The organism is Janthinobacterium sp. PSPC3-1, from assembly GCF_049896105.1.
Taxonomy (GTDB): Bacteria; Pseudomonadota; Gammaproteobacteria; order Burkholderiales; family Burkholderiaceae_D; genus Janthinobacterium.
Window position 1 is genome coordinate 61,289 of record NZ_JAFCTQ010000003.1, and the last position, 24,755, is coordinate 86,043.

Annotated in this window: 27 protein-coding genes and 1 riboswitch; of the genes, 15 read left to right on the forward strand and 12 right to left on the reverse strand. The window is 63.6% G+C overall.

Features of this window, described 5'->3' with window-relative positions:
- The first annotated feature begins 136 nt into the window (after positions 1 to 136).
- From tsaB to ACP7B7_RS04740, 4 genes are read left to right on the forward strand one after another with little or no spacing between them, the layout of a single operon-like run.
- Positions 137 to 850 (forward strand): tRNA (adenosine(37)-N6)-threonylcarbamoyltransferase complex dimerization subunit type 1 TsaB, encoded by a 714-nt coding sequence (gene tsaB / locus ACP7B7_RS04725; RefSeq protein WP_426075911.1) that lies wholly within the window; start codon positions 137 to 139, stop codon positions 848 to 850.
- On the forward strand, positions 850 to 1,323 hold the full coding sequence (gene rimI, locus ACP7B7_RS04730; RefSeq protein ID WP_426076056.1) for a ribosomal protein S18-alanine N-acetyltransferase: 474 nt from the start codon (positions 850 to 852) through the stop codon (positions 1,321 to 1,323). The genes tsaB and rimI overlap by 1 nt, the downstream gene beginning before the upstream one ends.
- Positions 1,320 to 2,189 (forward strand): uracil-DNA glycosylase, encoded by an 870-nt coding sequence (locus tag ACP7B7_RS04735; RefSeq protein WP_426075912.1) that lies wholly within the window; start codon positions 1,320 to 1,322, stop codon positions 2,187 to 2,189. The genes rimI and ACP7B7_RS04735 overlap by 4 nt, the downstream gene beginning before the upstream one ends.
- Complete coding sequence (locus tag ACP7B7_RS04740; protein WP_426075913.1) at positions 2,173 to 3,108, forward strand: DUF1853 family protein; 936 nt, start codon at positions 2,173 to 2,175, stop codon at positions 3,106 to 3,108. The genes ACP7B7_RS04735 and ACP7B7_RS04740 overlap by 17 nt, the downstream gene beginning before the upstream one ends.
- A gap of 9 nt (positions 3,109 to 3,117) precedes the next feature.
- On the opposite strand, the gene lplT is transcribed toward ACP7B7_RS04740, so the two are convergent.
- Positions 3,118 to 4,380 carry a lysophospholipid transporter LplT gene (gene lplT / locus ACP7B7_RS04745; protein ID WP_426075914.1) on the reverse strand — a complete coding sequence of 421 codons (1,263 nt, stop codon included), beginning with the start codon at positions 4,378 to 4,380 and terminating at the stop codon, positions 3,118 to 3,120.
- Positions 4,381 to 4,651: 271 nt separating this feature from the next.
- Here lplT and radA point away from each other — a divergent pair, with 271 nt between their 5' ends.
- The 3 genes from radA to fliD all read left to right on the forward strand — a co-directional run bounded on the left by radA (position 4,652) and on the right by fliD (position 8,032).
- Complete coding sequence (radA, locus tag ACP7B7_RS04750; RefSeq protein WP_308925494.1) at positions 4,652 to 6,031, forward strand: DNA repair protein RadA; 1,380 nt, start codon at positions 4,652 to 4,654, stop codon at positions 6,029 to 6,031.
- 128 nt (positions 6,032 to 6,159) lie between these two features.
- Complete coding sequence (locus ACP7B7_RS04755) at positions 6,160 to 6,480, forward strand: PilZ domain-containing protein (RefSeq protein WP_308925495.1); 321 nt, start codon at positions 6,160 to 6,162, stop codon at positions 6,478 to 6,480.
- A 175-nt stretch (positions 6,481 to 6,655) separates the two neighbouring features.
- Complete coding sequence (gene fliD / locus ACP7B7_RS04760; RefSeq protein ID WP_426075915.1) at positions 6,656 to 8,032, forward strand: flagellar filament capping protein FliD; 1,377 nt, start codon at positions 6,656 to 6,658, stop codon at positions 8,030 to 8,032.
- A 12-nt stretch (positions 8,033 to 8,044) separates the two neighbouring features.
- Here the strand turns inward: fliD and ACP7B7_RS04765 are convergent, their stop codons facing one another.
- On the reverse strand, positions 8,045 to 8,845 hold the full coding sequence (locus ACP7B7_RS04765; protein WP_426075916.1) for an AraC family transcriptional regulator: 801 nt from the start codon (positions 8,843 to 8,845) through the stop codon (positions 8,045 to 8,047).
- Between the two features lie 100 nt (positions 8,846 to 8,945).
- Between ACP7B7_RS04765 and ACP7B7_RS04770 the strand changes: the two genes are divergently transcribed.
- Together ACP7B7_RS04770 and rraA are read left to right on the forward strand one after the other, a co-directional pair.
- On the forward strand, positions 8,946 to 10,166 hold the full coding sequence (locus ACP7B7_RS04770; protein ID WP_426075917.1) for an MFS transporter: 1,221 nt from the start codon (positions 8,946 to 8,948) through the stop codon (positions 10,164 to 10,166).
- Positions 10,167 to 10,200: 34 nt separating this feature from the next.
- A complete protein-coding gene (gene rraA / locus ACP7B7_RS04775) occupies positions 10,201 to 10,695 on the forward strand; it encodes a ribonuclease E activity regulator RraA (protein WP_308925499.1) in 495 nt (164 codons plus the stop codon).
- Positions 10,696 to 10,699: 4 nt separating this feature from the next.
- On the opposite strand, the gene ACP7B7_RS04780 is transcribed toward rraA, so the two are convergent.
- Positions 10,700 to 11,203, reverse strand: coding sequence for a DUF4952 domain-containing protein (locus ACP7B7_RS04780; RefSeq protein WP_308925500.1), 504 nt, complete (start codon positions 11,201 to 11,203; stop codon positions 10,700 to 10,702).
- 60 nt (positions 11,204 to 11,263) lie between these two features.
- Positions 11,264 to 11,647, reverse strand: a complete 384-nt coding sequence (locus tag ACP7B7_RS04785; protein ID WP_308925501.1) for a MerR family transcriptional regulator — start codon at positions 11,645 to 11,647, stop codon at positions 11,264 to 11,266.
- Between the two features lie 91 nt (positions 11,648 to 11,738).
- Between ACP7B7_RS04785 and ACP7B7_RS04790 the strand changes: the two genes are divergently transcribed.
- Both ACP7B7_RS04790 and ACP7B7_RS04795 read left to right on the forward strand, forming a co-directional pair.
- Positions 11,739 to 12,149 carry a hypothetical protein gene (locus ACP7B7_RS04790; protein WP_308925502.1) on the forward strand — a complete coding sequence of 137 codons (411 nt, stop codon included), beginning with the start codon at positions 11,739 to 11,741 and terminating at the stop codon, positions 12,147 to 12,149.
- Positions 12,150 to 12,200: 51 nt separating this feature from the next.
- Entirely contained in the window at positions 12,201 to 14,024 is a 1,824-nt protein-coding gene (locus ACP7B7_RS04795) for a DUF4153 domain-containing protein (protein ID WP_426075918.1), read from the forward strand.
- A gap of 10 nt (positions 14,025 to 14,034) precedes the next feature.
- On the opposite strand, the gene motA is transcribed toward ACP7B7_RS04795, so the two are convergent.
- The 3 genes from motA to ACP7B7_RS04810 all read right to left on the reverse strand — a co-directional run bounded on the left by motA (position 14,035) and on the right by ACP7B7_RS04810 (position 15,774).
- The gene (gene motA / locus ACP7B7_RS04800) at positions 14,035 to 14,898 is read right to left on the reverse strand and encodes a flagellar motor stator protein MotA (protein WP_308925504.1); all 864 of its coding nucleotides are present in this window, start codon (positions 14,896 to 14,898) and stop codon (positions 14,035 to 14,037) included.
- A 146-nt stretch (positions 14,899 to 15,044) separates the two neighbouring features.
- Positions 15,045 to 15,419: a hypothetical protein gene (locus ACP7B7_RS04805; protein ID WP_308925505.1), complete on the reverse strand. Its 375-nt coding sequence runs from the start codon at positions 15,417 to 15,419 to the stop codon at positions 15,045 to 15,047.
- A complete protein-coding gene (locus ACP7B7_RS04810) occupies positions 15,412 to 15,774 on the reverse strand; it encodes a glyoxalase superfamily protein (RefSeq protein ID WP_308925506.1) in 363 nt (120 codons plus the stop codon). Before ACP7B7_RS04810 ends, ACP7B7_RS04805 begins: the two co-directional genes overlap by 8 nt.
- 125 nt (positions 15,775 to 15,899) lie before the next feature.
- Here ACP7B7_RS04810 and ACP7B7_RS04815 point away from each other — a divergent pair, with 125 nt between their 5' ends.
- The 3 genes from ACP7B7_RS04815 to ACP7B7_RS04825 all read left to right on the forward strand — a co-directional run bounded on the left by ACP7B7_RS04815 (position 15,900) and on the right by ACP7B7_RS04825 (position 18,821).
- The gene (locus ACP7B7_RS04815; RefSeq protein WP_308925507.1) at positions 15,900 to 16,958 is read left to right on the forward strand and encodes a DUF4105 domain-containing protein; all 1,059 of its coding nucleotides are present in this window, start codon (positions 15,900 to 15,902) and stop codon (positions 16,956 to 16,958) included.
- A gap of 48 nt (positions 16,959 to 17,006) precedes the next feature.
- Complete coding sequence (locus ACP7B7_RS04820; protein WP_426075919.1) at positions 17,007 to 18,257, forward strand: DEAD/DEAH box helicase; 1,251 nt, start codon at positions 17,007 to 17,009, stop codon at positions 18,255 to 18,257.
- A gap of 111 nt (positions 18,258 to 18,368) precedes the next feature.
- Positions 18,369 to 18,821: a hypothetical protein gene (locus tag ACP7B7_RS04825; protein WP_426075920.1), complete on the forward strand. Its 453-nt coding sequence runs from the start codon at positions 18,369 to 18,371 to the stop codon at positions 18,819 to 18,821.
- 1 nt (position 18,822) lies between these two features.
- Here ACP7B7_RS04825 and ACP7B7_RS04830 read toward each other — a convergent pair whose 3' ends face one another.
- Genes ACP7B7_RS04830 through ACP7B7_RS04845 form a run of 4 tightly spaced genes read right to left on the reverse strand, consistent with a single transcriptional unit; the run spans position 18,823 to position 22,253 of the window.
- On the reverse strand, positions 18,823 to 19,497 hold the full coding sequence (locus ACP7B7_RS04830) for a hypothetical protein (protein ID WP_426075921.1): 675 nt from the start codon (positions 19,495 to 19,497) through the stop codon (positions 18,823 to 18,825).
- On the reverse strand, positions 19,494 to 20,504 hold the full coding sequence (locus ACP7B7_RS04835; RefSeq protein WP_426075922.1) for an MlaD family protein: 1,011 nt from the start codon (positions 20,502 to 20,504) through the stop codon (positions 19,494 to 19,496). Before ACP7B7_RS04835 ends, ACP7B7_RS04830 begins: the two co-directional genes overlap by 4 nt.
- Positions 20,505 to 20,538: 34 nt before the next feature.
- Positions 20,539 to 21,357 carry an MlaE family ABC transporter permease gene (locus ACP7B7_RS04840; RefSeq protein ID WP_426075923.1) on the reverse strand — a complete coding sequence of 273 codons (819 nt, stop codon included), beginning with the start codon at positions 21,355 to 21,357 and terminating at the stop codon, positions 20,539 to 20,541.
- A complete protein-coding gene (locus ACP7B7_RS04845; protein ID WP_426075924.1) occupies positions 21,354 to 22,253 on the reverse strand; it encodes a LysR family transcriptional regulator in 900 nt (299 codons plus the stop codon). The genes ACP7B7_RS04840 and ACP7B7_RS04845 overlap by 4 nt, the downstream gene beginning before the upstream one ends.
- A gap of 131 nt (positions 22,254 to 22,384) precedes the next feature.
- On the opposite strand from ACP7B7_RS04845, the gene ACP7B7_RS04850 reads away from it, so the two are divergent.
- Complete coding sequence (locus tag ACP7B7_RS04850; RefSeq protein ID WP_426075925.1) at positions 22,385 to 23,767, forward strand: MFS transporter; 1,383 nt, start codon at positions 22,385 to 22,387, stop codon at positions 23,765 to 23,767.
- 1 nt (position 23,768) lies between these two features.
- Here ACP7B7_RS04850 and ribB read toward each other — a convergent pair whose 3' ends face one another.
- Positions 23,769 to 24,413 carry a 3,4-dihydroxy-2-butanone-4-phosphate synthase gene (gene ribB, locus ACP7B7_RS04855; protein ID WP_426075926.1) on the reverse strand — a complete coding sequence of 215 codons (645 nt, stop codon included), beginning with the start codon at positions 24,411 to 24,413 and terminating at the stop codon, positions 23,769 to 23,771.
- A gap of 96 nt (positions 24,414 to 24,509) precedes the next feature.
- A riboswitch (FMN riboswitch) is annotated at positions 24,510 to 24,660 on the reverse strand.
- Positions 24,661 to 24,755: the final 95 nt, after the last annotated feature.

A 24,755-nucleotide genomic window follows, 5' to 3' on the forward strand; every position in this document is an offset into this window, starting at 1 on the left:
GAGCGGACCAGGACAAGAGTGGGGATAATGTAGACAGCTTGCTCTCTGCAAAAATGACAGCGATCAAGCATTCCATTATAGCCGCCCTGACTGCTGTGCATGCCGGGCGCTGGCGCGGCAGGGTAAAATACGCGCCATGTCTACCATACTTGCCCTTGAAACCTCTTCCGAACTCGCATCATGCGCCTTGCTGAGCGGCGATGTCGTCCTGTCCCGCTCGTCGTCGGGCGTGCGTACCCACTCTCAATCCATCCTGCCGATGGTGCAGGAATTGCTGGCCGAAGCCGGCGTCACCTTGGCCGAGTGCGACGCCATCGCCTACGGCTCCGGCCCCGGCTCGTTTACGGGTGTGCGCACGGCCTGCGGCATTGCCCAGGGCCTCGCTTTCGGCGCCAAGTTGCCGGTGGTGCCCGTCGTTACCCTCGACGCGATGGCATTGGCCTGCCAGCAAGCGCATGGAGCGCAGCAAGTATTGACCGTGCTCGACGCCCGCATGGGTGAGGTGTACTGGGCGCAATATGACCTGTCCGATGGCGTGAAAACGGTGGTGCCGCCCGTCCTGAGCGCGCCAGGCGGCGTGGCGCCGCAAGGCGATGTAACGGCTTGCGGCAATGGTTTTGGCGCTTATGCCGAGGCGCTGGCCGCCTTGCCTTGCGCCTTGGGCGCCGATGCCGCCATCATGCCGCACGCGGTGCAAATCGCCCAGCTGGCGCGCATCGCCTTTGCCGCTGGTAACGTTGTGACCGCCGCCGAGGCGCAGCCGCTGTATCTGCGCAACAAGATCGCCTATACCAGCGCCGAGCGGCTGGTGATGCAACAAGAGAAAGCGGCCGCGGAGGCGGCGCCATGATGCAGGGCGGCCAGCGCGATCTGTTGCGCCTCGATTACCGGCCGATGCTGGCAAGCGACCTGATTGAAGTGGCGGCGCTGGAGCAGCGCGTCTACCCGCACCCGTGGACGCATGGAAATTTCGTCGATTCGCTCGACAGCGCTTACCCGGCCTGGGTGCTGCGCGACCCGGACGGCGTCTTGCTCGGCTATTTCCTGCTGATGCTGGTGGTCGACGAAGCGCACCTGCTGAACGTGGCTGTCGAGGGCGCCATCCAGGGCCAGGGCCTGGGCCGCTTCCTGCTGGACCAGGCGTGCCACTGCGCGCGCCAGCATGGCATGGCCTCGATGCTGCTGGAGGTGCGCCCGTCGAACACGCGCGCGCTCGATATTTACCAGCGCTATGGTTTTGAACAGATCGGCCGGCGCAAGGGATATTATCCTGCCAGCAATGGACAACGTGAGGACGCCATCGTCATGCGCCATACCTTATGAACCGCAGCGCCGTATTTCTCGATGAAATGGGCGTCGGCCCGCTATGGCGCTTGCGCCAGGAAGTGGCGCCGGCCGTGGCCGCAGAAATAGTGATGGAAGCGCCGGTGACGGTGGCGCTTGCAGAGCCGGAACCCGAACCGGTGGCCGCGATGGCGCCGCCAGTGGTGCTCGCCGAACCCGCGCCCGCGCCTGTCGTCGCGCCTGCACCTGTCGCCGTGGCCGAAGACAGCTCCACCGCCTGGTTCGACGATGCGCCGGCGCCGCCGCCGGCCAGACAGGTCACCGATGTCGAGATTGCCGCCATGGACTGGGAAGGCTTGAGTGCGGCTGTCGCCAAATGTGCGCGCTGCGACTTGTGCAAGACGCGCAAGGGCGTGGTGATGGGACGCGGTGACCGCCAGGCCGAATGGCTGATGGTTGCCAGCAGTCCGTCGCGCGGCGAAGAGCGCGAAGGGCGCGCGCTGGGCGGCGAGCAGGAACTATTGCTGGACAATATGCTGAAAGCCATGACGCTTGATGCCAACAACAATGTGTATATCACGCATCTGCTGAAATGCCGTCCGCTCGACGACAGCGGCCAGGAGCGCATGCCGACCGACGCCGAGTCTGCCGCTTGCCGGCCGTATTTCGAGCGCGAGCTGGCGCTGCTGCAGCCGCGCACCATCGTCACGTTGGGACAGATGGCCGCCGCCGGCATCATCGCTGGCGAAAAACCGGTGCGCGGCAAGGTGCGCCAGCTGGGCAACGCCGCCGTGGTGGCCACCTTCCACCCCGACCTGCTGCTGCAGGACGAGACCGGCAAGGCCAAGGCGCGCGCCTGGGCCGACCTGTGCCTGGCCACCGGCACGCATGCCGTACGCGGCTGACAGTTACCAGCAGCGCTTCGAGCGCCGCTGGGGCCACCTGACCCTGCCGCATGTGCGTGCGCTGGCCTGGCTGCTGGAAGCACCCGACCTGCTCGATGCTGGCAGTTCTCACTGGCACGGCCAGATCGCCAGCCTGGGCCCGGTCACCAGCGATGTCGCCGCCTGGCTGAACGCGCTGCAAATGGACCCGGCGCCGCTCGATGCCGCGTTGGGCACGAAATTCTATTCCCGCCTGGGCCTGTACGCCGAAAAGCTGCTGGCCTTTTATTTTGAACAGCATGGCCTGCTGCACGCCCACGGCTTGCAGGTGCAGGTCAACCGCAACGAGACAGTGGGCGAGTTCGACTTCCTGCTCAAGCGCGGTGACAAGCTGGTGCATTGGGAATTTGCCACCAAGTTTTATTTGCTGGAGGGCGCGCCCGATGCCGGCGTGTTCCACCACCTGATCGGCCCCAACCTGGCCGATACGCTGGGCCTGAAAATGCGCAAGATTCTCGACAAGCAACTGGCCTTGTCGCGCCATCCCGCCGCCGTGACTTTGCTGGCGCAGCCGGTGCAGGCGGCGCAGGCGCTGGTCAAGGGCTGGCTGTTTTACCAGCATGGCGAAGTGCGGCAGATGGATGGTATGTGCCCGGATCACAACCATGGCTTCTGGTGTACGGCAGGAGAAGTTTCAGCGCAGCGTTACGTAATCCTGCCAAAACTGCAGTGGCTGGCGCCGTATAAAGGGATAGCAGCGGACGTGATGGATGCGGCCGGCCTGCAGGCCAGGCTGGCCGATGCCATGCAGCCGGTGCTGGTCGCTGTGGTTGAGCACAGGGACGGCTGGGAAGTGGAGGCGACGCGTGGTTTTGTCGTGCCCGATGACTGGCAAAGCCAGGCGGCGCAGCGGCGGCGGCTGGGAACGCTGCCGCCCTGAGCTGACCAGTTAGTGCTTCTGCTCGCCAATCAGCGACAGATTGTCATGCTCGGCCTGGTTCAGCTTGTGTTTGCGCATGATCATGAACATGGTGCCGGCCACAAACAGGCCGAACACGGTGATGATGATGTTCAGCGGCAGGTGCAAGCGGATCATGATGGAATACACGGCCAGCATGGTGAGTATCGACAGGTTTTCATTGAAGTTCTGCACCGCGATCGAGTGACCCGCACTCATCAGCACGTGGCCGCGGTGCTGCAGCAGCGCATTCATCGGCACCACGAAAAAGCCCGACAGCGCACCGATCAGCACCAGCAGCGGGTAGGCGATCCAGACCGAATGCACTTGCGTCATCATCATCACGATTACGCCCATGGCGATGCCCAGCGGAATCACGGTCAGCGATTTGCGCAGTGGAATGAAGCGCGCTGACAGGATGGCGCCGGCGGCCACGCCGATGGCGACCACGCCCACCAGGCTGGTCGCCTTGTCGAATGGCATGTTCAGCGACTGCTTGGCCCACTCCAGCACGATCAGCTGCAAGGTGGCGCCGGCGCCCCAGAACAGGGTGGTCACAGCCAGGGTGATCTGGCCCAGCTTGTCTTTCCACAGGATGGAATAGCAATTGGCAAAATCGCTGATCAGTTTGACAGGATTGCGTTCCTGGTGGGCGTACTTGCAGCCGGTGTCCGGGATTTTCAGGTTGGCCAGGGTGGCCAGGATATAGATGCCGACCACCACGCACAGCGCCGCTTCGCTCTTGTTGGAAATGCCCGTGTCGATCAGCGGGAAGTCGAACGACAGCAGCATGTCGGACACATGGCCGCTGACGAGGGCGCCGCCCATCACGGTGCCGAGAATGATGGAGGTGACGGTGAGCCCCTCGATCCAGCCATTGGCCGCCACCAGCTTTTCCGGCGGCAGCAATTCGGTCAGGATGCCGTACTTGGCCGGCGAATATACTGCCGCGCCAAAACCGACCACGGCATACGCCAGCAGCGGGTGGACGTGGAAGAAGACGAGGGCGCAGCCGACGATCTTGACCATGTTGGCGATGAACATGACCTTGCCTTTTGGCAGGGAATCGGCGAAGGCGCCGACAAAGGCGGCCAGCAATACATAGAACAGCACGAAAGATAATTTCAGCAGCGGCGTGATCCACGCCGGGGAATTCATGGACACCAATAAATCGACGGCGACAAAAAAGAGGGCGTTATCTGCCAGCGAGGAAAAGAACTGCGCCGCCATGATGGTATAAAAACCACGATTCATTCTGGATTGCCTGAAATCATATCTGGCTTGCTTTATACCACGAAAAAACGGCAACCCCCAAGTTTGGACGGGTCCGTTTTACCGGAATTGCTTAAGTCTCAATTAAATCCTTTGCCATGGCAAAAATGTTTATATTCATGAACATTTTATAAATGGTGGCTGGCTGCAAGAAGTCATCCGGCCGCGCGCGTGGCGCCGAGCATCAGGTGACGCCATCGCCACGATTGTATATACTGTATATATAACCAGTTATTTTAAAGCGGACTCTCCCATGGCCAAAGCCAAGACCAATTACACCTGCAGCGATTGCGGCGCCATCAGCAATAAATGGATGGGGCAGTGCACCTCCTGCAATCAATGGAACACCATGGTGGAAACGGTGGCCGATGCGGCGCCCGGCAATAACCGCTATTCGAATCCGCAGCATATGTCGCTGGCGCAAACGGCGCCGGTGCTGTCGCTCGACGATATCGACGCCATCGACGTGCCCCGTTTCGGCACCGGCATTGAAGAATTCGACCGCGTGCTCGGTGGCGGCATGGTGGCCGGCGGCGTGGTGCTGATCGGCGGCGACCCCGGCATCGGCAAGTCGACCCTGCTGTTGCAGGCGCTGGCCAATATGTCGCACCACAAGCGCGTGCTGTATGTCAGCGGCGAGGAGTCGGGCGCGCAGATCGCCTTGCGCGCCAAGCGCCTGGTGATCGACGCCAAGGAACTCAAATTGCAGGCCGAGATCCAGCTGGAAAAAATCCTGTCCACCCTGAACGACCTGAAGCCCGAAGTGGTGGTGATCGACTCGATCCAGACCGTGTACTCCGATGCGCTCAGCTCGGCGCCCGGTTCGGTGGCGCAGGTGCGCGAATGCGCGGCCCAACTGACGCGCGCGGCCAAGCAGACCGGCGTGACCATCATCCTGGTCGGCCACGTGACCAAAGAAGGCGCACTGGCCGGCCCCCGCGTGCTGGAGCATATCGTCGACACCGTGCTGTATTTCGAAGGTGATGCCCATTCCAGTTTCCGCCTGGTGCGCGCCATCAAGAACCGTTTCGGCGCCGTCAATGAGCTGGGCGTGTTTGCCATGACCGAGAAAGGCTTGAAGGGCGTGTCGAATCCCTCGGCCTTGTTCCTGTCGCAGCACGACAACCAGGTGCCGGGCTCGTGCGTGATGGTGACGCAGGAGGGCACGCGCCCCTTGCTGGTGGAAATCCAGGCGCTGGTCGATACCAGCCATCTGCCGAACGCGCGCCGCCTGTCCGTCGGGCTGGAACAAAACCGCCTGGCCATGCTGCTGGCCGTGGCGCACCGCCATGCGGGCATCGCCGCGTTTGACCAGGATGTCTTCATCAACGCGGTCGGTGGCGTGAAGATCACGGAACCGGCGGCCGACCTGGCGGTCTTGCTGGCGATCAATTCATCGATGCGCAACAAGCCCTTGCCGCGCGGCCTGGTGGTGTTTGGCGAAGTGGGGCTGGCCGGTGAAATCCGCCCGGCGCCGCGTGGCCAGGAACGCTTGCGCGAAGCGGCCAAGCTGGGCTTTACCCTGGCCATGATTCCGAAATCGAATTTGCCCAAGCAGGCGATCGAGGGTATCAAGGTGATTGCCGTCGAGCGCATCGACGAGGCGTTCAACAAGCTGCGCGATCACGAATAAAGCGTGGCGTGGCTAAACTGATAATTTTATGCTGGGCTAAACGAAATTTCTATTTGGAACTATAATATTCGCCCTATCGAGACGCGCCATCATGGCCCGTTGAATGAACTTCTTGAAGAGCGTATACAGTGTCAGTAGAACAAAGGCAAAGCGCGCGCAAGATCTTGCGCGCCAAGGCAATGTTAATCATGGATGGCGCCGGCCCGGTGGCGGCGCGCACCATCGATGTGGGGCCGGGCGGCATGTCGGTCGTGGTGGCCGAGCCGGTGCAGGCCGGCAAGCAGGGCAAGGTGCTGTTCGAGCTGTTTTTTGATGGCAAGGCCAACATCATCGAAGCGCAGGTTGCCGTCTCGCACTGCATCTTCAGCAGCGCCGGCTTCAAGGTGGGCTTGAGTTTCATGCGGCTCGACATGGCCGTGACCAGCGCCATCTCCAAGTTCATGCGTTAAAATACGTGCAGTGCGGCAAAAACGGCTCTGTTCGCTGTTTTAATATTCCGTTAATGCTGCATAATGAGCAATCAGAAGACGGGATGCCGCCGCACCTTGCGCGCCGTGCCTGGTCTCTGGCCTGGCGCGCGGTCAGTACCGTGTGTTGTGCATCACATCAGACGGGACGACCATCATGTTTAATTCGACCATTACCAGCAAGGCCTATACCAATACGGCCACCCAGACGGCACCCTCGGCCGAAGTGTATGCCAAGGTCGAGAAGCAGATGCTGTCGCAAAACACGGGCGTCACCAAACTCAATAACAACCTGACGCGCGACCAGACCAAGTTGTCGGCGCTGGGCCAGCTGCAATCGGCGCTGGCCAAGTTCCAGGGCGTGGCGCAGAACATGGCCGGCAGCGGCCTGGCGACCTCGGCCACGTCGAGCACGGCGGGCGTGGTCGGCGCCACCACCAATGACAAGGCGGTCAACGGTACTTATGCCATCGATGTGAAGCAACTGGCGCAGGGCCAGACCCTGGCCACTGCCGCGCAAAAGGCGTCGAACACGGCCATCGGCACGGGCGCCACGGCGCAGATCAAGATCGAACTGGGCAGTGTTGACGGCAAGCAGTTTTCCGCCGGTGACGGCAAGGCCATCACGTTGACCATCGACAGCAGCAACAATACCCTGGAAGGCATCGCCGCCGCGCTGAAAAAAGCCGGCGTCGACGCCAGCGTGATCAAGGGCGAAGACGGTTATACCCTGACCATGAACGGCAAGAGCGGTGCCGACAACAGCATGCGCATCAGCGTGACGGGCGACGCGGCCATCAGCAACCTGCTCACCTATTCGCCCAGCGCCAGCAAGGGCATGCAGCAAACCACGGCCGCGCAGGACGCGCTGGCCACCGTGGCCGGCAAGGAAGTCAAAAGCGCCAGCAATACCCTGACCACGGCCATCGACGGCGTGACGGTCGAGCTGAAAGCCAAGGGCGAGACCAATCTGGTGGTGGCCAAGGACAGCAGCCAGATCGCCAGCAATGTCGCCAGCTTCGTGAAAGCCTATAACGAACTCAATACCAAGATGCAAAGCCTGCAAGAAGGCGACCTGAAATACGATACGGCGCTGAAACAGGTCAGCACGCAAATGTCGCAGGTGCTGCGCACGGCCAGCAACGGCGTGCCGGTATCGGTGCTGGCCAGCGCCGGCGTCACCCTGGGCAAGAGCGGCGAACTGGTGCTGGACGAAAAGAAACTCAAGTCCGCCATCGACGCCGACCCCGACGCCGTCAGCAAGCTGTTTACCAATAACGGCAAGGGCGTGGCCGACCAGTTCGGCAGCAAGATCGGCGAACTGACGGGTACCAGCAGTCTGATCACCAAGGAAGTGCAAACCGTCGGCAAGGAAATCACCACCCTCAATACCAAGAAGGCCGAGCTGGCCAAGGCCTTGACGGCGCAGGCCGAAGCGCTGGTGAAACTGTATTCGGCGCAGGAGCAGATGGGCATCGGTTCCGTGCTGCCCGGTTATACCGGTAAAAGTTCGCTGTTCGACTTCCTGGCCTGATCCGGATTCAGCTTAACGCTGACCTTTATCCGCAAAAAACGCCGACGGCGAACTGCCGAAGGTTTTCTTGAACATCGCCGAAAAGGCCGACTGGCTGGCATAGCCCAGTTCTTCGGCCACCTGCGACAGCGGCACGCCGCGCGCGATCAGCGGCGCCGCGTGGGCCAGGCGCACCTGCTGGCGCCACTGGCCAAAACTCAAGCCCAATTCCCGTTCGAACAGCCGCGCCAGGGTCCGCTCCGAGGCGCCCACCACGTGCGCCCAGTGTTCCAGCGTCTGGTTCGATCCTGGCTGGTCGATCAGGCTGGCGCACAGGGTCTTCAAACGCTTGTCGGTCGGCAAGGGCACGCGGATAGGGCGCGTGCTCGAGCGTCGCAATTCATCCAGGATGAGCTCGGCCAACAGCGCTTCGCGCGCCGGTTCCTGGCCCGGATCGAGTTGTTCCAGCGCCATGATCAGCTGGCGCAGCAGGCCGGACACTTCCAGTACCTTGCAGTCGCGGCCGGCAAACGGCGCGCGCTCGGCCAGCACGCACAGCGGGCGCAGCCTGGTTTTCTCGAGCATCGTCACCTCATGTTCCACGTTGGGCGCGATCCAGATGGCGCGCATCGGCGGCAGGATCCAGCTGCTGCCCAGCGCGGTAATGCGCAGGACGCCTTCCAGCGCCAGGGTGACCTGGCCCCACGGGTGGCTGTGCGGCAGCAGGAATTCATCGGGCTGCAGGTCTCGCGCGATCATGGTCACGGGGATGGCTGCGCTCGGTGCTTCGCGCGGCGGACACATGCGGGTATGGCGAAAAATGGGTACGGCCATCAGCTTGGCAGGAAGTCGATAAAGAATGTCATTCTATCGGAAAACAGGCGATAGTAAATTGCATACACTGCAAGCTGACAAGTATAAATCAGGGGATGACATGACAACAACAAGCACCTTGCGCAGCGACGCGCGCGTGATCGGCCTGGTGGGCCTGGCGCACGGCGTCTCGCACTTTTACCATTTGATCCTGGCGGCATTGTTCGTCTGGCTGAAACCCGCCTTCAACCTCAGCTATGCCGAGCTGGGCCTGCTGATGACGGTGTTTTTCATTATCTCGGGCGTGGGCCAGGCGCTGGCCGGCTTCGTGGTCGACCGCTTCGGCGCGCGCGCCGTGCTGTTTGCGGGCGTGTTTCTGCTGGGCGTGTCGGCCCTGGCGCTGGCCCAGGCGCACAGCTATACGGCGCTGATGCTGGGCGCCATGCTGGCCGGCACCGGTAACAGCGTGTTCCACCCGGCCGACTACACCATCCTGAACCAGCGCGTCTCGCCGGCGCGCGTGGCCTACGGTTTTTCCATGCACGGCATCAGCGGCAATATCGGCTGGGCGCTGGCACCCGTGTTCATGACGTATGTAGCCACCCACTATGACTGGCGGGTGGCCTTGATGAGCGCCTCGGTATTGCCGTTCGGCGTGCTGCTGGTGCTGTTCCTGAACCGTCACGCGATTCGCCCCGAACCGCTCAAGCCGGTGGCTGCGGTCAAAGGCGCCGCGCCTGCCGAAGGCACGCTGTCGTTCCTGCGCCTGCCGGCCGTCTGGATGTGCTTCGCGTTTTTCTTCATTACCGCCATTGCCTTGGGCGGTATCCAGAGTTTTGCCAGCGTGGCGCTGGTGAAACTGTATGGCATGAGCCTGGCGCTGGCCACCAGCGCCTACACGGCCTATATGCTGGCCTCGGCGGTCGGCATGGCGGCCGGCGGCGTGGTCGGTGCGCGCAGCAGCCACCCGGACCGCAACGTGGCGATCGCCTTTTCCGCGGCGGCCTTGCTGGCCGTGTTGCTGGGCATGAATCTGGTGCCGGCATGGGGCGCGGTGGTGCTGATGGGCGCCATCGGCCTGACGTCCGGCGTGGCCGGGCCATCGCGCGACCTGATGATACGCGCGGCGGCGCCGCCGAACGCCACCGGCCGCGTGTATGGCGTGGTGTATTCGGGCCTGGACAGCGGTCTGGCCGTGGGCCCCTTGCTGTTTGGCGCACTGATGGATGGCGACCAGCCGGCCCTGGTATTCGTGTTCATCGGCGTGTTCCAGGCCCTGGCGATCGCCACGGCGGTCGGGGTCGGCGGGAAAACGCGCGCCGTGGCGCTGCAAAAGGCATAAAATCATGACTATCCGCATTGACTCTGGAGCCGCCATGACTTTTGCCACGACCGACCTGTGCGACGATTATGCCTCCATGCTGGACGACGGCACCCTGGCGGTCCTGCCGCCCGTGTACCGCGCGTTCGGCCAGAAAGCGCGTTTCTGCGGCCCCGCCACCACCTTGAAAGTGCATGAAGACAATGCCCTGGTGCGCAGCACCCTGGAAATGCCGGGGCAGGGCCAGGTGCTGGTGATCGATGGCGGCGGCAGCCTGCGCTGCGCGCTGGTGGGCGGCCAGTTGGGCGCGCTGGCCGAACACAATGGCTGGGCCGGCATCGTGGTCGATGGCTGCATCCGCGACTGCGATGAAATCAATGTCTGCCAGATCGGCGTGCGGGCGCTGGCCACGCATCCGCGCAAAAGCGGCAAGACGGGCGCCGGCCAGCGCGACGTGCGCGTGCATGTCAGCGGCGTGGCCGTGTCGCCGGGCGACTGGATCTATGCCGACGCCGATGGCGTGCTGGTGGCCAGTCACGAACTGGACTGAACGTTTATGGATCGTGCACGTATTCCTTGAGGCTGACTTCGAAGAAGTCGATCTGCCCCCAGTCGGCGCGCGTGCGCACCAGCGTTTCTCCGGATGCCATGACCAGCATGTAAGCGTAGCCTGTGCGGCGGTCGCGCCAGGAATGCAGCGTGCTGTCCCAGGCGCAGCAATAGCGTTTCAGTTCAGGCAAGCCATAGTTGCGGTGCAGATAGCGCTCCGCTTTTTGTGCATTCCTGCCGCTTACCTTGTAGCGCGCGACATGGGGCTGGTCCTGCAGTCCGACCTCCTGTTTGCAGCCTTGATATACCAGGTAATCAGGTTTTTGCCCGAGCCTGGCCAGCAGGTCGCCGCATGCCGGTTCCGCGTTGGCCGTGCCCGCCGCCAGCAGCAACAGCCATGGCAAGAGCTTGGAGCCTATCCCAGTAGTGAGCGTCTTCTGCTTGCAGCTCATCAGGAGCGCGGACAAGGCGTGAGGAGGCCGCATGGCGAGCCATGCAACGACGATCAACGCAGTCCCCGCTTTTGAGGGGCGCCAGCAGGGGGCGTATTCATCTGCTGGGATAGGCTCTTAGCCCGCCGCATGATCGACTCCCTGCAGCGGACAGTCACGCATCGGTGTCCCCAGCCGCCGTGCCAGTTCCGCGCGCAGCTGCGACAGGCCGGCGATGCGCGCATCGATATCCGCCAGCTTATTGGTCAGCGCCGTGCGCAGCAGCGCTGCCGTTTCCGGCGCATCGGCGGCGGCCAGCAGCGGCATGTCGGCCTCGATTTCCGCCAGGGTAAAACCCAGTTGCTGGGCCGTGCGCAGGTAGCGCAGCCAGTCGACCGCTTCAAGCGGGTAGTCGCGGTAGCCGTTGGCGCCGCGCCGCGCATGCAGCAAGCCGCGTTTTTCATAGAAGCGCAGGGTGTCACGGCTCAATCCCGTGGCCTGCGCCATGTCGCCTATCCGCATGGTTTTCCCTTGGTTTTCATTAACTATTGCTTGACTCTGGAGTGTACTCCACGCTTTAGCATGGGCATCTTTATTTCACAGGAGCTTGCCCATGTTTTCCCTGACCGCTTTTCGCCGCCTGGTGCGCGCCAGCGCCATCTATGATGTGTTGATGACGGGGGCGTTCGCCACGCCGTGGACCTTGCTGCTGTTGCGCGAGCAATTGAGCGATATCAATGTAAAACTGGGTGGCGCGCCGCTGCCGGAGTTCGCGCAGTTCCACCTGCTGATCGGCTGCCTGCTCGGCAGCGTGGTGCTGGTCTGGTCGGTGCTGCGCATCGTTGACCCGCAACCGCGCTTCGGCCGCTACGATGCGGCCGCCCGCTATCTGTTTTCGCTGTGGATGGGTTGGGCGCTGCTGGTCACGGGCGAGCCGCTGCTGTGGCTGTTCATCGTGCCGGAACTGGCCTGGGGCGTGGCGCAAAGCCTGCCATTGCGTGCGTCCGGCTTGAGGCAAGGATAACGAAATGCAATAATGCGGGAGCGTTTCAGTATCAACCACCAAGGAATTCCCATGCAGCAAGCCGCCGGCAACACTACTGTTTTACTCGATCCGGTGGTCGCGCCGCAGATTGCCGTCACGCGCTTGCTGACGGGCTTGCTGCAAGGCCTGCTGCTGTACTGGCTGTACAGCTCGGCCCAGGACAAGGCCTGGCTCGCCACCGAACCCTCTCTGCTGGCGCCGCTGATGCTCATCGGCCTGCTGATGCCGGTGCTGCTGGTCTCCAGCCTGGGCCATCTGTCGCTGCGACGCATCGGACTGTGGATGGCTGGCGCGGCGGTGGTGTTGAGCGTGCTGGCATTGCACGACGTGTCGCGCGGCGCCGAGCATTTTATTTGGGGCAACTACAAGCCCGGCGCACCGCTGCGCGTGCTCTCGATCCAGCTGTTCGGCTTTTGCGTGGTCGGCTTCTATATTGCCCACGCGCTGGTGCTGGCCAGCGGGCAAGACCAGCGCCGCCTGGCCAGTTACCCGACGTATTTTGAAATTGCCTGGAAGCTTGGCATCCAGCTGCTGTTTTCCCTGCTGTTCGTGGCGGTGCTGGTGCTGGTGCTGTGGCTGGGTGGGCAATTGTTTTTGCTGATCAAGCTCGATTTTTTAAGGAAGCTGCTGGCCCAGGCCTGGTTCGTGATCCCCGTGCTGTGCTTTGCGTTCTCGTTTGCCATCCATATCACCGATGTGCGCCCGTCCATCGTGCGCGGCATCCGCACCTTGCTGCTGGTGCTGCTGTCGTGGCTGATGCCGATCGCCGCCGTGCTGGTGGCCGGCTTCCTGCTCACCTTGCCGTTTATCGGCTTCGAACGCCTGTGGGCCACGCGCCATGCGGCTTCCGTGCTGCTGGGCATGGCGGGCCTGCTGGTGGTGCTGATCAATGCCGCCTTCCAGAACGGCCAGGCCGGCCTGGGCGTGGCGCGCGGCATCCGCTTCGGCACGCGCCTGTCGTGCCTGCTGTTGCCATGGCTGGTCGGCATCGCCATCTATGCATTGACCTTGCGCGTGATGGCGCATGGCTGGACGGCCGAGCGCATTATTGCCGGCGCCTGCCTGCTGGTCGCCAGCTGTTATGCGGTGGGCTATGCCTGGGCCGCCAGCAAGTATGGCGACTGGCTGAACTGGATCGCCAATGTCAACGTGGGCACGGCCTTTGTCACCCTGCTGGTGCTGCTGGCGCTGTTCACGCCGCTGATGGACCCGGCCCGGCTGTCGGTGGCCAGCCAGATGGCGCGGTTGAACAGCGGCAAGGTCAGCGCCGACAAGTTCGATTTCGAGTACCTGCGTTTCCAGGGCGCGCGCTATGGCCAGGCGGCCTTGCAGGAGCTCAAGGTACGTACCGCAGGGCCGGACGCGGCGGTGATCCGCGCACGCGCCACGGCCATGCTCATGCGTGAAAACCGTTTCGACGAAACGGGCGCGCTCAGCGACGTCGCCATCAACCTGACCGTACGCCCGGCCGGCGTGACATTGCCGCAGAGTTTCCTGCAGCAGGACTGGAGCCAGGCGGGACCAAGCTGGCGCCTGCCGGCCTGTTTGAAGCGGGCAGGGCAGCAGTGCGATGCGTATGCCATGGATTTCGATGGCGATGGCCGCCAGGAAGTGCTGCTGATCAGCAATGATCCGCGCGCCTCCTCGGTTTTGCTGGCGGAAAAGGAAGAGGGCGGCTGGTATGCGCGCGGCCAGATCCCGACCGAGATCCTGCGCTGCCGGCCGCTGCGTGAAAAACTGCAGGCGGGCCAGTTTGTGCTGGTGCCGCCGAAAGTGCAGGAGCTGGAAGTCGACGGACAGCGCGTGCCGATGAGCCTGTATAACGAGCGCGAGGTCAGCTGTCCGGAGCAGTGACCCCGGTAAATCAGTTGCGGGTTTTCACCTGGCGCACGTGGCTTTCCAGTTCGCTGAAGGACGGGCGCTCGGTGGCCGAGATCACCTTGCGACCGAATTCGACGGCCAGGGCCGGCGCGTAGCCGTTCAGGCTGGCCAGCAAGGTCACTTTCACGCACTGGTACATCTTGGCGGTTTCATGGTGCTTGCGGCGCAGCAAGCTGGCCAGCGGCGCGATAAAGCCGTACGCCAGCAAGATGCCGATAAAGGTGCCCACCAGCGCCTGCGCGATCAGCACGCCCAGCTCGGCCGGCGGCAGGCCCACCGACGCCATGGTGTGCACCACGCCCATCACGGCGGCCACGATGCCGAAGGCGGGCATGGCGTCGGCCAGCTGCGAGATGGTCTGGATCGGCATTTCCGCGTCTTCGTGATGGGTTTCCATCTCGTTGTCCATCAGATTCTCGATCTGGTAGGCATCCATATTGCCCGATACCATCAGACGCAGATAGTCGGTAATAAATTCTAGCAAATGCTCGTCGCCGAGGGTGTAGGGGTATTTGGTGAACACCGGGCTGCGGTAGGGATCGTCGACATCGTCCTCGATCGACATCAGGCCTTCCTTGCGGACCTTGCTCAGTATGTCGTACATCAGGCCCATCAGTTCCAGATAGCGCGACTTGGTGTATTGCGCGGTATGAAACAGGGTGGGCAGGGCGGCAAACGTGGCGCGGATCGCCTTGGCGTCATTGCCGACAAAAAAAGTCCCCAGCGCCGCGCCGCCGATCATCAGCAGTTCCAGCGGCTGGAACAGCGCCGCCAGATGCCCGCCCTGCAGGGCAAAGCCTCCAAAGACGGAAAACAGCACGACGATAAATCCGAGTATGACCAGCACCAGGTACTCCCCTATAAATTGCTATAACGCAATATTGTAGTTTAACCTGATTCGCTGGCATTGCGGCTGTCTGGCGCATGCGCGGAATCAGAAAATTGATCAAACTGCGCAGTTTGCCGGCTTGGACGGCGGTGCAGGTCGAGCGTTTATCCGAAACCACACAGATAAAAGAAAGGCTCCAGCCTTTTGCAACCCACGACCTGTGCGGTAAAGCCTGGCTGGCGGTTCATGAACTCTTGCATATTGTCGTATGGGTCGAAAACGACGCCGCTCCAGCCCGCCAACATGCCGTCCCACGGAAAAATCAGGCGTTGCCCGTCAGGCAGGCAAGCGTGCGATGCAAGGCATGCCGGCTGCCGGTTGGCGGCCAGATCTCGCGCCGCGGAGCGATAGGTCGGCGCTTCCCGTTGAAAACGCGCAGCGTCGGCCTTGCTGTCTGTCGGCCGCGCCAGCCATAGCGTACCGGCCGCGATGATGAGCATGAAACCAACCAGCAAAACACGACGGTATTGCCTATTCATGTGTCGACTTCTGCCAGAAACGCAGTTTGTTGCCGAACGGGTCAGCCACTTCCATGATGCGGCCCCAGTCCTCGTCGCGCACGCCGGGGCGCGCATGGGGATAGTCCTTGGCCAGCAATTCGGCCTGCAGGGCGGCGATATCGTCGACCGGGATCAGTAGCGCCGCGCCTGGCGTGGCGTCGCCATGATGTTCGGACAGGTGCAGGACCAGTTCCGCGCGCCGCAGCTGCAGGTACAGCGGGGCGGTGGCGTCGAAGCGGTGCTCCCAGTCCACCTTGAAACCGAGAAAGTCGACATAGAATTCGCGCGCCTTGGTTTCCGAGAAGCTGCGCAGGATGGGGATGGCTGGGTGCATGATCAGTCTTTCTGGACAGGAGCAGATCGCTTATTCTAGTGCTTGTTGCTGCGCCGACCTATAAGACAATGGATCGCGCGACAGTTGAAAGGTCCTGAAAACTTGCTTGCCCCTATAATCCAGGCATGACATTCCTATCACCTCGCGCCCGCTCCGTGCTGGCCACCATCTGCAAACTGACCGCGTCCCTGCTGGTTCTGTTGACCGCCCTGTGGGGCGCGCTGGCGCTGTGGTACCAGCTGGCCGGCGGCGTGGCGGCGCAAACCGTCGGTGCCGTGCTGTGGGCGGCGCTCGGCATCGGCAGCATCGCGCTGTGGTGGGCACGCGGCAGTGCGCGCGCCTTGCTGCCGTATGCGGGCGGCTTTGTGTTGCTGCTGCTGTGGTGGAGTCTGATCGCACCAATGCAGGACCGCAGCTGGGCCGACGATGTGGCGCGCAACGTGACAGGCAGCGTCAAGGGCAGCGTGGCAACCCTCGACAATGTGCGCAATTTCGACTGGCGCAGCGACAACGATTACACGGTGAAATGGGAACAGCGCAGCTACAACCTCGACGAGCTGCGCACGGTCGACACGGCGCTGTCGTACTGGACCGGCCCGCTGATCGCCCATACGCTGGTGTCGTTCGGCTTTGCCGACGGGCGTTTTCTCACCTTTTCGATCGAGATCCGCAAGGAGAAGGGCGAGAGCTTTTCCACCATCGGCGGCTTCTTCAAGCATTTTGAAACCAGCCTGATCGCCGCCGACGAGCGCGATATCGTGCGCGTGCGCACCAATGCGCGCGGCGAAGACATTCATCTGTACCGCGTGATGATGCCGCGCGCCGCCATGCGCTCGCTGTTCCTGGCCTACCTGGACGAAGCTGACGACCTGAAGCGCAAGCCGCAGTTCTACAATACCTTGACGGCCAACTGCACCACCATCGTGTTCGAGATGGCGCGCCGCATCGTGCCGGGCCTGCCGCTGGACTATCGGCTGCTGGCGTCGGGCTACCTGGACCGCTATCTGTTCGATGTGCGCGGCCTGGTGCCGGGCATGACTTTCCAGCAGTTGCGCGACGGCGGCCATATCACGGCGCGGGCGCGGGCCGCCAATGACGATCCCGATTTTTCCCATGCGATCCGGCGCGGCATGCCCGGTTACGATGACGATGGCCGGCCAGTGCGGCAAATGCCGAAACAATAGGCGCTTGCTTTATACTGGCGCCTTTTCAAGCATACAAGAAGGCCCGCCATGCCATTTTCCTCACTGGGTCTGATTCCCTCGCTCGTACGCGCCGTCGACAAGGCCGGCTATGCCGCGCCGACCGCCATCCAGGCGCAAGCCATTCCCGCCATCCTGCGCGGCAGCGATGTATTGGGCGCGGCGCAGACCGGGTCCGGCAAGACGGCCGCCTATGCGCTGCCGCTGTTGCAGGCGCTGATGGCGCCCGCCAGCGGCCCGCGCCAGGTGCGCGCGCTGATCCTGGTGCCGACGCGCGAACTGGCCGCGCAGGTGGGGCAGACGGTCCATGCGCTGGCCAAGCCGCTGCCGGTGAAACTGAAGATTTCCGTGCTGTTCGGTGGCGTCTCGATCAATCCGCAGATGATGGACTTGCGCGGCGGCGCCGATATCGTGGTCGCCACGCCGGGCCGTCTGCTGGACCTGGTCAGGCAAAATGCCGTGAAACTGGGCGGTGTGTCGCTGTTCGTGCTGGACGAGGCGGACCGCCTGCTCGACATGGGTTTTACGGAAGAGATCAACGCCGTGCTGGCGCTGCTGCCCGCCAAGCGCCAGAACCTGTTTTTCTCGGCCACCTTCCCCGACAGCGTGCAGGCGCTGGCAGCCAGCCTGCTGAAGGAGCCGGTACGCATTGAAGTCGCGTCCGAGCCGCAGGACAAGCCCGATATCGTGCAGCGCGCGGTGACGGTCGACGTGCCGCGCCGCACCCAGCTGCTGCGCTACCTGATTCTGCAACATCAATGGGAACGGGTGCTGGTGTTTGTCGCCACCAAATATGCGGCCGAACACGTGGCCGACAAGCTGCAGCGCGCCGGCCTGCACGTGGGCGCGTTTCACGGAGAATTCAGCCAGGGCACGCGCAGCCAGTTGCTGGCTGACTTCAAGGCGGGCCGCCTGCAGGTGCTGGTGGCGACCGACGTGGCCGCGCGCGGCATCGATATCGCCGGTTTGCCGGCCGTCGTCAATTACGACCTGCCCCGTTCGGCCGTCGACTACACGCACCGCATCGGCCGCACCGGCCGCGCCGGCGAAAGCGGCATGGCCGTCAGCTTCATCACGGCCGATACGGAAGCGCATTTCCGCCTGATCGAAAACCGCAACGACCTGCGCATCGTGCGCGAAGTGGTGGCCGGTTTCGAGCCGACCGAGCTGCCCACGCCGGTCAGCGCCGTGACCGACACGGTCAATGGCGGCGTGAAAGGCGCGCGCAAGAGCAAGAAGGACAAATTGCGCGAAGCGGCAGCGAAAGCGGCGGAAAACTAAATCGTCCTTATGTGCGGTGCCCGCTTGAGTCGCCGGCTGTCCCGGTCTAAGATTGCTGTTTAGCAATATCACCACGGGATACCAATGCACAGCGCAATGCACGGCAAAACGATGACAACGGCAGCGATGCTCTCCTCCCTGGCCTTGCTGGCCGGCTGCACCGGCTTGATGGGGCAGGGCGCTGGCAAGGCGGGACTGCAAATGCCGGGCAAGGCCGCGCCGGACAGCGGCGAAGTGGCCGCCACCTGGTACAACCCGCCCAGCGAATTTCCGGGCATCTGCCTGACCCAGTTCAAGGATGGCCGGCTGCGTTTCGACGGCGGCTTTGCCTTCTTCAATCCAGGCCGCTGGTCGTACGACCCGGCCACTGCCGAATTGCGGCTGGATCTGCAGCCGTGGCCGAATCTGGCCAGCGCGCATGCCAACAAATCACTGCACACGAACCTGCTGCGCGTGGAAGCGGACAAGAATGCGCTGGTCTACAGCGTCAAGGCCGATACCAATACCATCGGTATCGGCGGATTTGTTTTTTATCGCGACACCCCATGCAGCGGTAAAAAATAGCTCAGTTCAGCGGCTTGCCGCTTTTCTCCACGATGTCCATGCGGCGCGCGATGCGCTGCGCTTCCTGTGTATCTCCGGCTTGTTCCGCGCGCATTCGCTGCACGCCCAGCCAGGCCAGCAGCGGCCTGCGCCAGCCCTGGTCTGATGCTGTCGCTACCGCCATCTCCAGCAGTTCCGGCGTGGCGCGGTTGGCGCGCAGCAGCACGCCGGCCGCCACCAGCTTGCCCAATGGTTCCTGGATGGCGGCAGCGGCGCTGGCCGCCTGCGTGTCCGAGCCGGCCGCCGCCACCGCGCGCTGCGTTTCCGGCAGCATGGACGTATCCGCTACTGCCGTGCCTGCCAGGTAAGCCGCATAGGCACGGTCGGCCGCGCCGGCGTCCTCTTTCAACGCCTCGAATCCGCTGCACGGTTCGAACGCCAGGCTGGCCACGCGCGTGGCGCAGCGCAGCAGCTCGACCCGGGCGATCAGGTCGAGCTTGCCGGTGCCGCCCACCTGGTCGCGCGCACGCTGGAATTCCGTCTGCTCGACCAGTACATTGCCGTTCAAATAGGCCGCTTCAAAGCGCTCGATCGAACTTTGCGCATTCATTTTCCAGTCCGGCACGGGCGGGCCGCTGGAGCAGGCCGCCAGCAAGGCGCACAGCGTGGCGGCGGCAAAAGGCAATGACTTTCTCATGGCAGGGTGATCTCCGGATTGCGCTTGAACGGCCATTTGCGGTTGATTTCATTGACCAGTTGCTCGACCTTGCGCAGATTGCTTTCCACGTCGGCGCGCAGGGGTCCCAGGTCGGCCGTGGCGGCTTTCGCGTTGGCGCCCACGGCCTGCGCTTCGACCAGCACGGCGTCGACCTTTTTCAGGCTGTTGCGGGTGTCGGCCAGCAGCGCGTTCAGCTGCACGATGGTGGCCTGCGCGTCCGTCATCACGCCTTGCGCGCCGAATACGCGCTGGTCCGCATTGGACACCAGCCCATCGGTGCGGCGCGCCAGCTGGTCGGCGGTGATCAACAGGGCGTTGGCGCGCTCGATCAGCAGTCTTGATTGCTGGTCGTCGCCCGTCAGCAGGCCCATGGCGCCACCGGGGCCACTGAGCTTGCCGGTCACCGTCTGCACATTGCGCATGGTGGTGTCGAGCGCGGAATCGGTGCCGGTCAGGTTGCCCAGGTTGGCCAGTAAATCCTTGGCGGCGGCCAGCAGGCGCGGAATTTCGGCCGCCATGTCGCCCACCAGCAGGTCGCGCGTGGCCTCGTCGGGCAAGGGCGGATCGGTCAGGATGCCGCTGTAGGCGCGCAGCTTGGCGCCGCCGACGATGCCGCGTTCCAGGGTGAAAATGCTGCTGGTGCGCAGCCAGTGCGCATCTTTTTTCGGCACGTCGACGATCACGCGCGCCTTGCCATCGGGCGCCAGTTCGATGCGCTGCACGCGGCCGATGGGAAAACCTGAAAAGGTGAGATCGGCGCCGACCACCACGCCGTCGGAATCGTCGGTGGCCAGCACCAGCGTCTGCGTCGCCTCGAAGGCGCCGCGCGCATACATCAGGTACAGCACCGAGCCGACGATCAGCACGAACATCGAGACGAGCAAAATGGCGGCTTTCAGTTCGGCATGGCGCACCGGTGGCGGCGCGGGCAGCGCGGCCTCGGGCGCCGTGATGTCGGTCTGGTCTGGATTGGAAGGAGTGCTCATGGCGTCGGGCTCGGGGTAGGGTGGTGGTCAGGCATCAGTAGTAATTTCCCATCAGCGAGGCCACTTCGACCAGCAGGATGACGGAAAACAAACGCAGCATTTCGGACAGGCCGTGGGCGGCGAACAGGCGCTGGCGGCGGTGGGGCTCGGGCTGGTAATAGGACGAGGACAACGGAATCAGGGCCACGGCAAAGCTGAAGAACACCACCTTGAGCATCAGAATCAGCACCACGGCCGGATTGAAGATCTGCCCCACCACCCGCGTGTAGCCTTGCAGCGCCCACGGGGTGAAACCGTAGATGGTCAGATAGGCGAGGATCAGCGAACTGACGCAGCTGGCGATGGCCAGCATCCAGACGGCGAAGATGCCCGACATCACGCGCGGAAAATACTCGCCGCGCAGCAGGTCCCTGCCTTGCTGTTGCAGTTTGTCGAGCAGGCCGTTCGAACGCATCTGCGCAAACGCGATGCCGTCGGGCAGGGTCAGCCTCAGCGCGACGAACAGCGCGGCGGTGAGTGGAATCAGTTCGAGCACCAGCACGCGCACCACCATTTCCAGCGCATAGCGCGACAGGCCATAGCTTTGCGCGCTGACCACCACGATGCGGATCAGCACCAGGCTGACCAGCGCGCAGGCGACGCTGAACCACACCAGGTTGGGCGCCGTGTTGATCACCAGGCGGTGCGCGAGAATGGGCCGGTTCTGCCGGTTATAGCTCGACGGCGACAGCGCCAGCGAAAAAATCAGGGTCGAAAATTGCAGCAAGCGCCACCAGCTGATGATCCACGCGGCGGCGACCCGGTTCAGGCGGCGCAAGCGGATGATGATGGAGGTGGAGGCAGAAGCTGTCATCGTGGCATCTTATCATTGCCGGCGGCCGGCTTTGCGTTCCCTACGCTGGCGATGATGGCGTCGGCTGCCGCGCGCACGCGGGCCGAGCGCGACAGGTCTTCATGCATCACCAGCCACACGTCATACGGTTCCGCGCGGTCGGGCCAGATGCGCACCAGCTGCGGGTCGATCTCGCCCAGGTGCACCCCCAGTTCGGCGATGCCCAGGCCCGCGCGCGCCGCTTCCTGCAGCATCATGGCGCTATTGACTTCCATCGCCACGCGCGCGTTGGCCACCGGCTCGCCGGCGATCTTGTCGGCGTGGCGCGCGGTGATGGACTGATGATAGATCACGATGTCGTGGCCGGCCAGCGCCGTGCCGCGCACGGGTTCGCCGCGCTCGGCCAAATAGGCGGGCGAGGCATACAGGCCCAGGTGGCGCCGCACCAGGTGGCGCGAGATCAGGTCGGGGTCCAGCGGGCGCACGGCGCGCACGGCCAGGTCCGCTTCGCGCCGCGTCAGGCTGGCCAGTTGCGGCGCCACCTGCAGCACGATGCGGATGTCGGGGTGCGCCGCATGCAGGCGCTGCATGGCGGCAATCACGAAATGGCTGGCCATGCTGTCGGTGGTGGCCACCCGCACCAGGCCCGACAGCCGATTGTCGACGCCCTGCATCTCGCGCTGCAGCTGGTCGGCCGCGCGTTCCATCGCTTCGGCCGCCGCCAGCGCCAGTTCGCCCGCCGGCGTGGCCACATAACCCGACGGCGTGCGCAGGAACAGGCGCGCACCCAGGGACGTTTCCAGCGCGGCCAGGCGACGCCCGCAAGTGGCCTGGTCGATGCGCAGCAGGGCCGCCGCGCCACGCAGGGTGCCGGCGCGGCCGATGGCCAGAAAGATGCGCGCGTTATCCCAATCCATAAGCCCAATCCAACCTGGTTTCCTCTTTGATTACTGATGCATTTTTGCATCGGAGTGCCGAGTGTATGCATATTTACCGCATCATGCAACACTTCTACAATGACTGTCTTGCTGCTGTTTGAAAGAAGATCATGTCCGTTTCCGCGCGCCCCTATTCCCCTGGCAATTTCTTGATCCTGCTGACGCTGGCCTTCGGCTTCGTGATGGCCATGATCGATGTCACCGCCGTCAATGTGGCGCTGTCCGATATATCGCGCGACCTGGCGATACCCCTGAGCGGCCTGGTGTGGGTGGTCGATGGCTATACCTTGACGTTTGCCGCGCTGCTGCTGGCCGGTGGCGCGCTGGCCGACCGTTACGGTCCGAAAGCCGTGTACCAGGGCGGCCTGGGCGTGTTTATCCTCGGTTCGGTGCTGTGCGGCATGGCGCCCGATGGTGGTTTCCTGACGGCGGCGCGGCTGCTGCAGGGCGCGGGCGCGGCGCTGTTCATGCCCAGTTCCCTGAGCCTGCTGACGCACAGCTTTGACGACGAGCAGGTGCGCACGCGCATGCTGGGCGTGTGGTCGGCATTGGTGGGCGTGGCCGGCGCATCGGGGCCGCTGATCGGTGGCGTGCTGGTGCACCAGTTCGGCTGGCGCAGCGTGTTCTGGGTCAATGTGCCGCTGGGCCTGCTGGCCATCGTGCTGGCGCAGCTGGTCTTGCGCGCGCCGGCTCGGCAGCCGCGCGACTTGTCCCTGTTCAGTCATGCGCTGGGGGTGGCGGCGCTGGCGGGCCTCAGTTTCGTGCTGATCGAAGGACCGGTGCTGGGCTGGCTGTCGCCGCCGGTGGTGACGGCCGGTACGCTGGCCGTGTGTACGTGCACCTTGCTGCTGCGCCGCGAGCGCCAGGGCAGCCATCCGCTGCTGCCGCGTGCGCTGTTTCACAGCAGCAGCTTTGGCGCGGCCAATGGCGTGGGGTTCTTGATCAATTTCTGCGTGTTCGGCCAGCTGTTTTTGTTGAGCCTGTTCTTGCAGCAGGCCGGTGGCGCCGACGCTCTGCGCTCGGGCCTGCTTTTGCTGCCGATGATGGCGGCCTATACGGTGGGTAATTTCCTGGCCGGCTCGATCGCCGCCCGTCATGGCACGCGGCTACCGATGCTGGCCGGCCTGCTGACGGCCAGCGTCATGGCGCTGGTGCTGATGGGTTTGCGGCCAGCCACCCCGTATGCGCTGCTGGCGCTGGGCACCGGCCTGATGAATGTGGCAATCGGCATCGCGATTCCCGCCATGACGGCCACCGTGATGCGGGTGGCCGGCAAGCAGCATGCGAACAGCGCCGCCGCCGCCCTGAACGCCAACCGGCAGATCGGCGCCCTGGTCGGCGTGGCGCTGGTCGGCAGCATCCTGCACATGGCACCGGGTTGGGCGGTGCGCCTGCCGCTGGCCTACGCCATCATGGCGCTGGCGTACGGCCTGGCCGCCTGCCTGGTGTACCGGCATGTGCATCTGCCGCGGCCGCAACCGGCTGCGGCCTGAATTACTGTTGCCGCTGGCGCCAGGCCACCATCTCTTCGATGGTCAAGATCGGCATGCCATGCAGCTCGGCAAAGCGTTCGATATCGTCGCCGCGCATCATGGTGCCGTCCGGATTCATCAATTCGCACAGCACGGCGGCCGGGTTCAAGCCCGCCATGCGAGACAGGTCGACCGAACCTTCCGTGTGGCCACGGCGTTCGAGCACGCCACCGGGCGCGGCGCGCAAGGGGAACACATGGCCGGGGCGCACCAGGTCCGATGGTTTTGCGTCGGGCGCGATGGCGGCGCGGATGGTGGTGACGCGGTCGGCGGCCGACACGCCGGTGGTGACACCTTCGCGCGCCTCGATCGAGACGGTAAACGGCGTGCCGTAGCGGCTGCCGTTGTCTTGCGACATCGGCGGCAATTCCAGCTTGCTTACGGTCTCGGCGGGCAGGCACAGGCAGACGATGCCGCTGCATTCACGGATCAGGAGGGCCATGGTCTCGTTCGTCAGTTTTTCGGCCGAGATAATCAGGTCGGCTTCGTTTTCGCGGTCGAAATCGTCGAGCAGGATGACGGGCACGCCGGCGCGCATGGCGGCCAGGGCGGACTGGATGCGACCTTCAAGGTCAAGGGAAAGCACGGTGTAGCTGTTGACTAACATGGTGAAACGCTCCTCGCACAGGCGAAAAACGCTGCAGGGCAAGCGCACAGGCGCAGCAGGCCGTATCGCGCAAGGCGATCGAACAGTGGGTCTGACGCACATCTTCTTTCATCCGGACTATACCGTCGGCTCTGGAATCACACCAGATCTGCTGACCTTTTCAAGCGATGCCTGAAAAGCGCTCGCGGGCTTGACCGTTGCCGGTCTTACCGCCGGTGGGGAATCGCACCCCGCCCCGAAGACGTATTGTTGTGCCGGTCCACATGACCGGCGGCAATACTTTAGCATAGTTCAGGCCGGCGGGCAGGAGCTTGCCGTTTGTATCGCAGTATGTCCTCTAAG

Coding starts and splice junctions, on each gene's coding strand:
- ACP7B7_RS04795 (WP_426075918.1), top strand. CDS start 12,201: ATGCAGCAAGCCGCCGGCAACACTACTGTTTTACTCGATCCGGTGGTC.
- ACP7B7_RS04845 (WP_426075924.1), bottom strand. CDS start 22,253: ATGGATTGGGATAACGCGCGCATCTTTCTGGCCATCGGCCGCGCCGGC.
- ACP7B7_RS04825 (WP_426075920.1), top strand. CDS start 18,369: ATGACAACGGCAGCGATGCTCTCCTCCCTGGCCTTGCTGGCCGGCTGC.
- ACP7B7_RS04785 (WP_308925501.1), bottom strand. CDS start 11,647: ATGCGGATAGGCGACATGGCGCAGGCCACGGGATTGAGCCGTGACACC.
- ACP7B7_RS04740 (WP_426075913.1), top strand. CDS start 2,173: ATGCCGTACGCGGCTGACAGTTACCAGCAGCGCTTCGAGCGCCGCTGG.
- ribB (WP_426075926.1), bottom strand. CDS start 24,413: ATGTTAGTCAACAGCTACACCGTGCTTTCCCTTGACCTTGAAGGTCGC.
- ACP7B7_RS04850 (WP_426075925.1), top strand. CDS start 22,385: ATGTCCGTTTCCGCGCGCCCCTATTCCCCTGGCAATTTCTTGATCCTG.
- radA (WP_308925494.1), top strand. CDS start 4,652: ATGGCCAAAGCCAAGACCAATTACACCTGCAGCGATTGCGGCGCCATC.
- ACP7B7_RS04840 (WP_426075923.1), bottom strand. CDS start 21,357: ATGACAGCTTCTGCCTCCACCTCCATCATCATCCGCTTGCGCCGCCTG.
- ACP7B7_RS04735 (WP_426075912.1), top strand. CDS start 1,320: ATGAACCGCAGCGCCGTATTTCTCGATGAAATGGGCGTCGGCCCGCTA.
- tsaB (WP_426075911.1), top strand. CDS start 137: ATGTCTACCATACTTGCCCTTGAAACCTCTTCCGAACTCGCATCATGC.
- rimI (WP_426076056.1), top strand. CDS start 850: ATGCAGGGCGGCCAGCGCGATCTGTTGCGCCTCGATTACCGGCCGATG.
- ACP7B7_RS04815 (WP_308925507.1), top strand. CDS start 15,900: ATGACATTCCTATCACCTCGCGCCCGCTCCGTGCTGGCCACCATCTGC.
- fliD (WP_426075915.1), top strand. CDS start 6,656: ATGTTTAATTCGACCATTACCAGCAAGGCCTATACCAATACGGCCACC.
- ACP7B7_RS04765 (WP_426075916.1), bottom strand. CDS start 8,845: ATGGCCGTACCCATTTTTCGCCATACCCGCATGTGTCCGCCGCGCGAA.
- rraA (WP_308925499.1), top strand. CDS start 10,201: ATGACTTTTGCCACGACCGACCTGTGCGACGATTATGCCTCCATGCTG.
- ACP7B7_RS04830 (WP_426075921.1), bottom strand. CDS start 19,497: ATGAGAAAGTCATTGCCTTTTGCCGCCGCCACGCTGTGCGCCTTGCTG.
- ACP7B7_RS04805 (WP_308925505.1), bottom strand. CDS start 15,419: ATGAATAGGCAATACCGTCGTGTTTTGCTGGTTGGTTTCATGCTCATC.
- ACP7B7_RS04835 (WP_426075922.1), bottom strand. CDS start 20,504: ATGAGCACTCCTTCCAATCCAGACCAGACCGACATCACGGCGCCCGAG.
- ACP7B7_RS04820 (WP_426075919.1), top strand. CDS start 17,007: ATGCCATTTTCCTCACTGGGTCTGATTCCCTCGCTCGTACGCGCCGTC.
- lplT (WP_426075914.1), bottom strand. CDS start 4,380: ATGAATCGTGGTTTTTATACCATCATGGCGGCGCAGTTCTTTTCCTCG.
- ACP7B7_RS04810 (WP_308925506.1), bottom strand. CDS start 15,774: ATGCACCCAGCCATCCCCATCCTGCGCAGCTTCTCGGAAACCAAGGCG.
- ACP7B7_RS04770 (WP_426075917.1), top strand. CDS start 8,946: ATGACAACAACAAGCACCTTGCGCAGCGACGCGCGCGTGATCGGCCTG.
- ACP7B7_RS04790 (WP_308925502.1), top strand. CDS start 11,739: ATGTTTTCCCTGACCGCTTTTCGCCGCCTGGTGCGCGCCAGCGCCATC.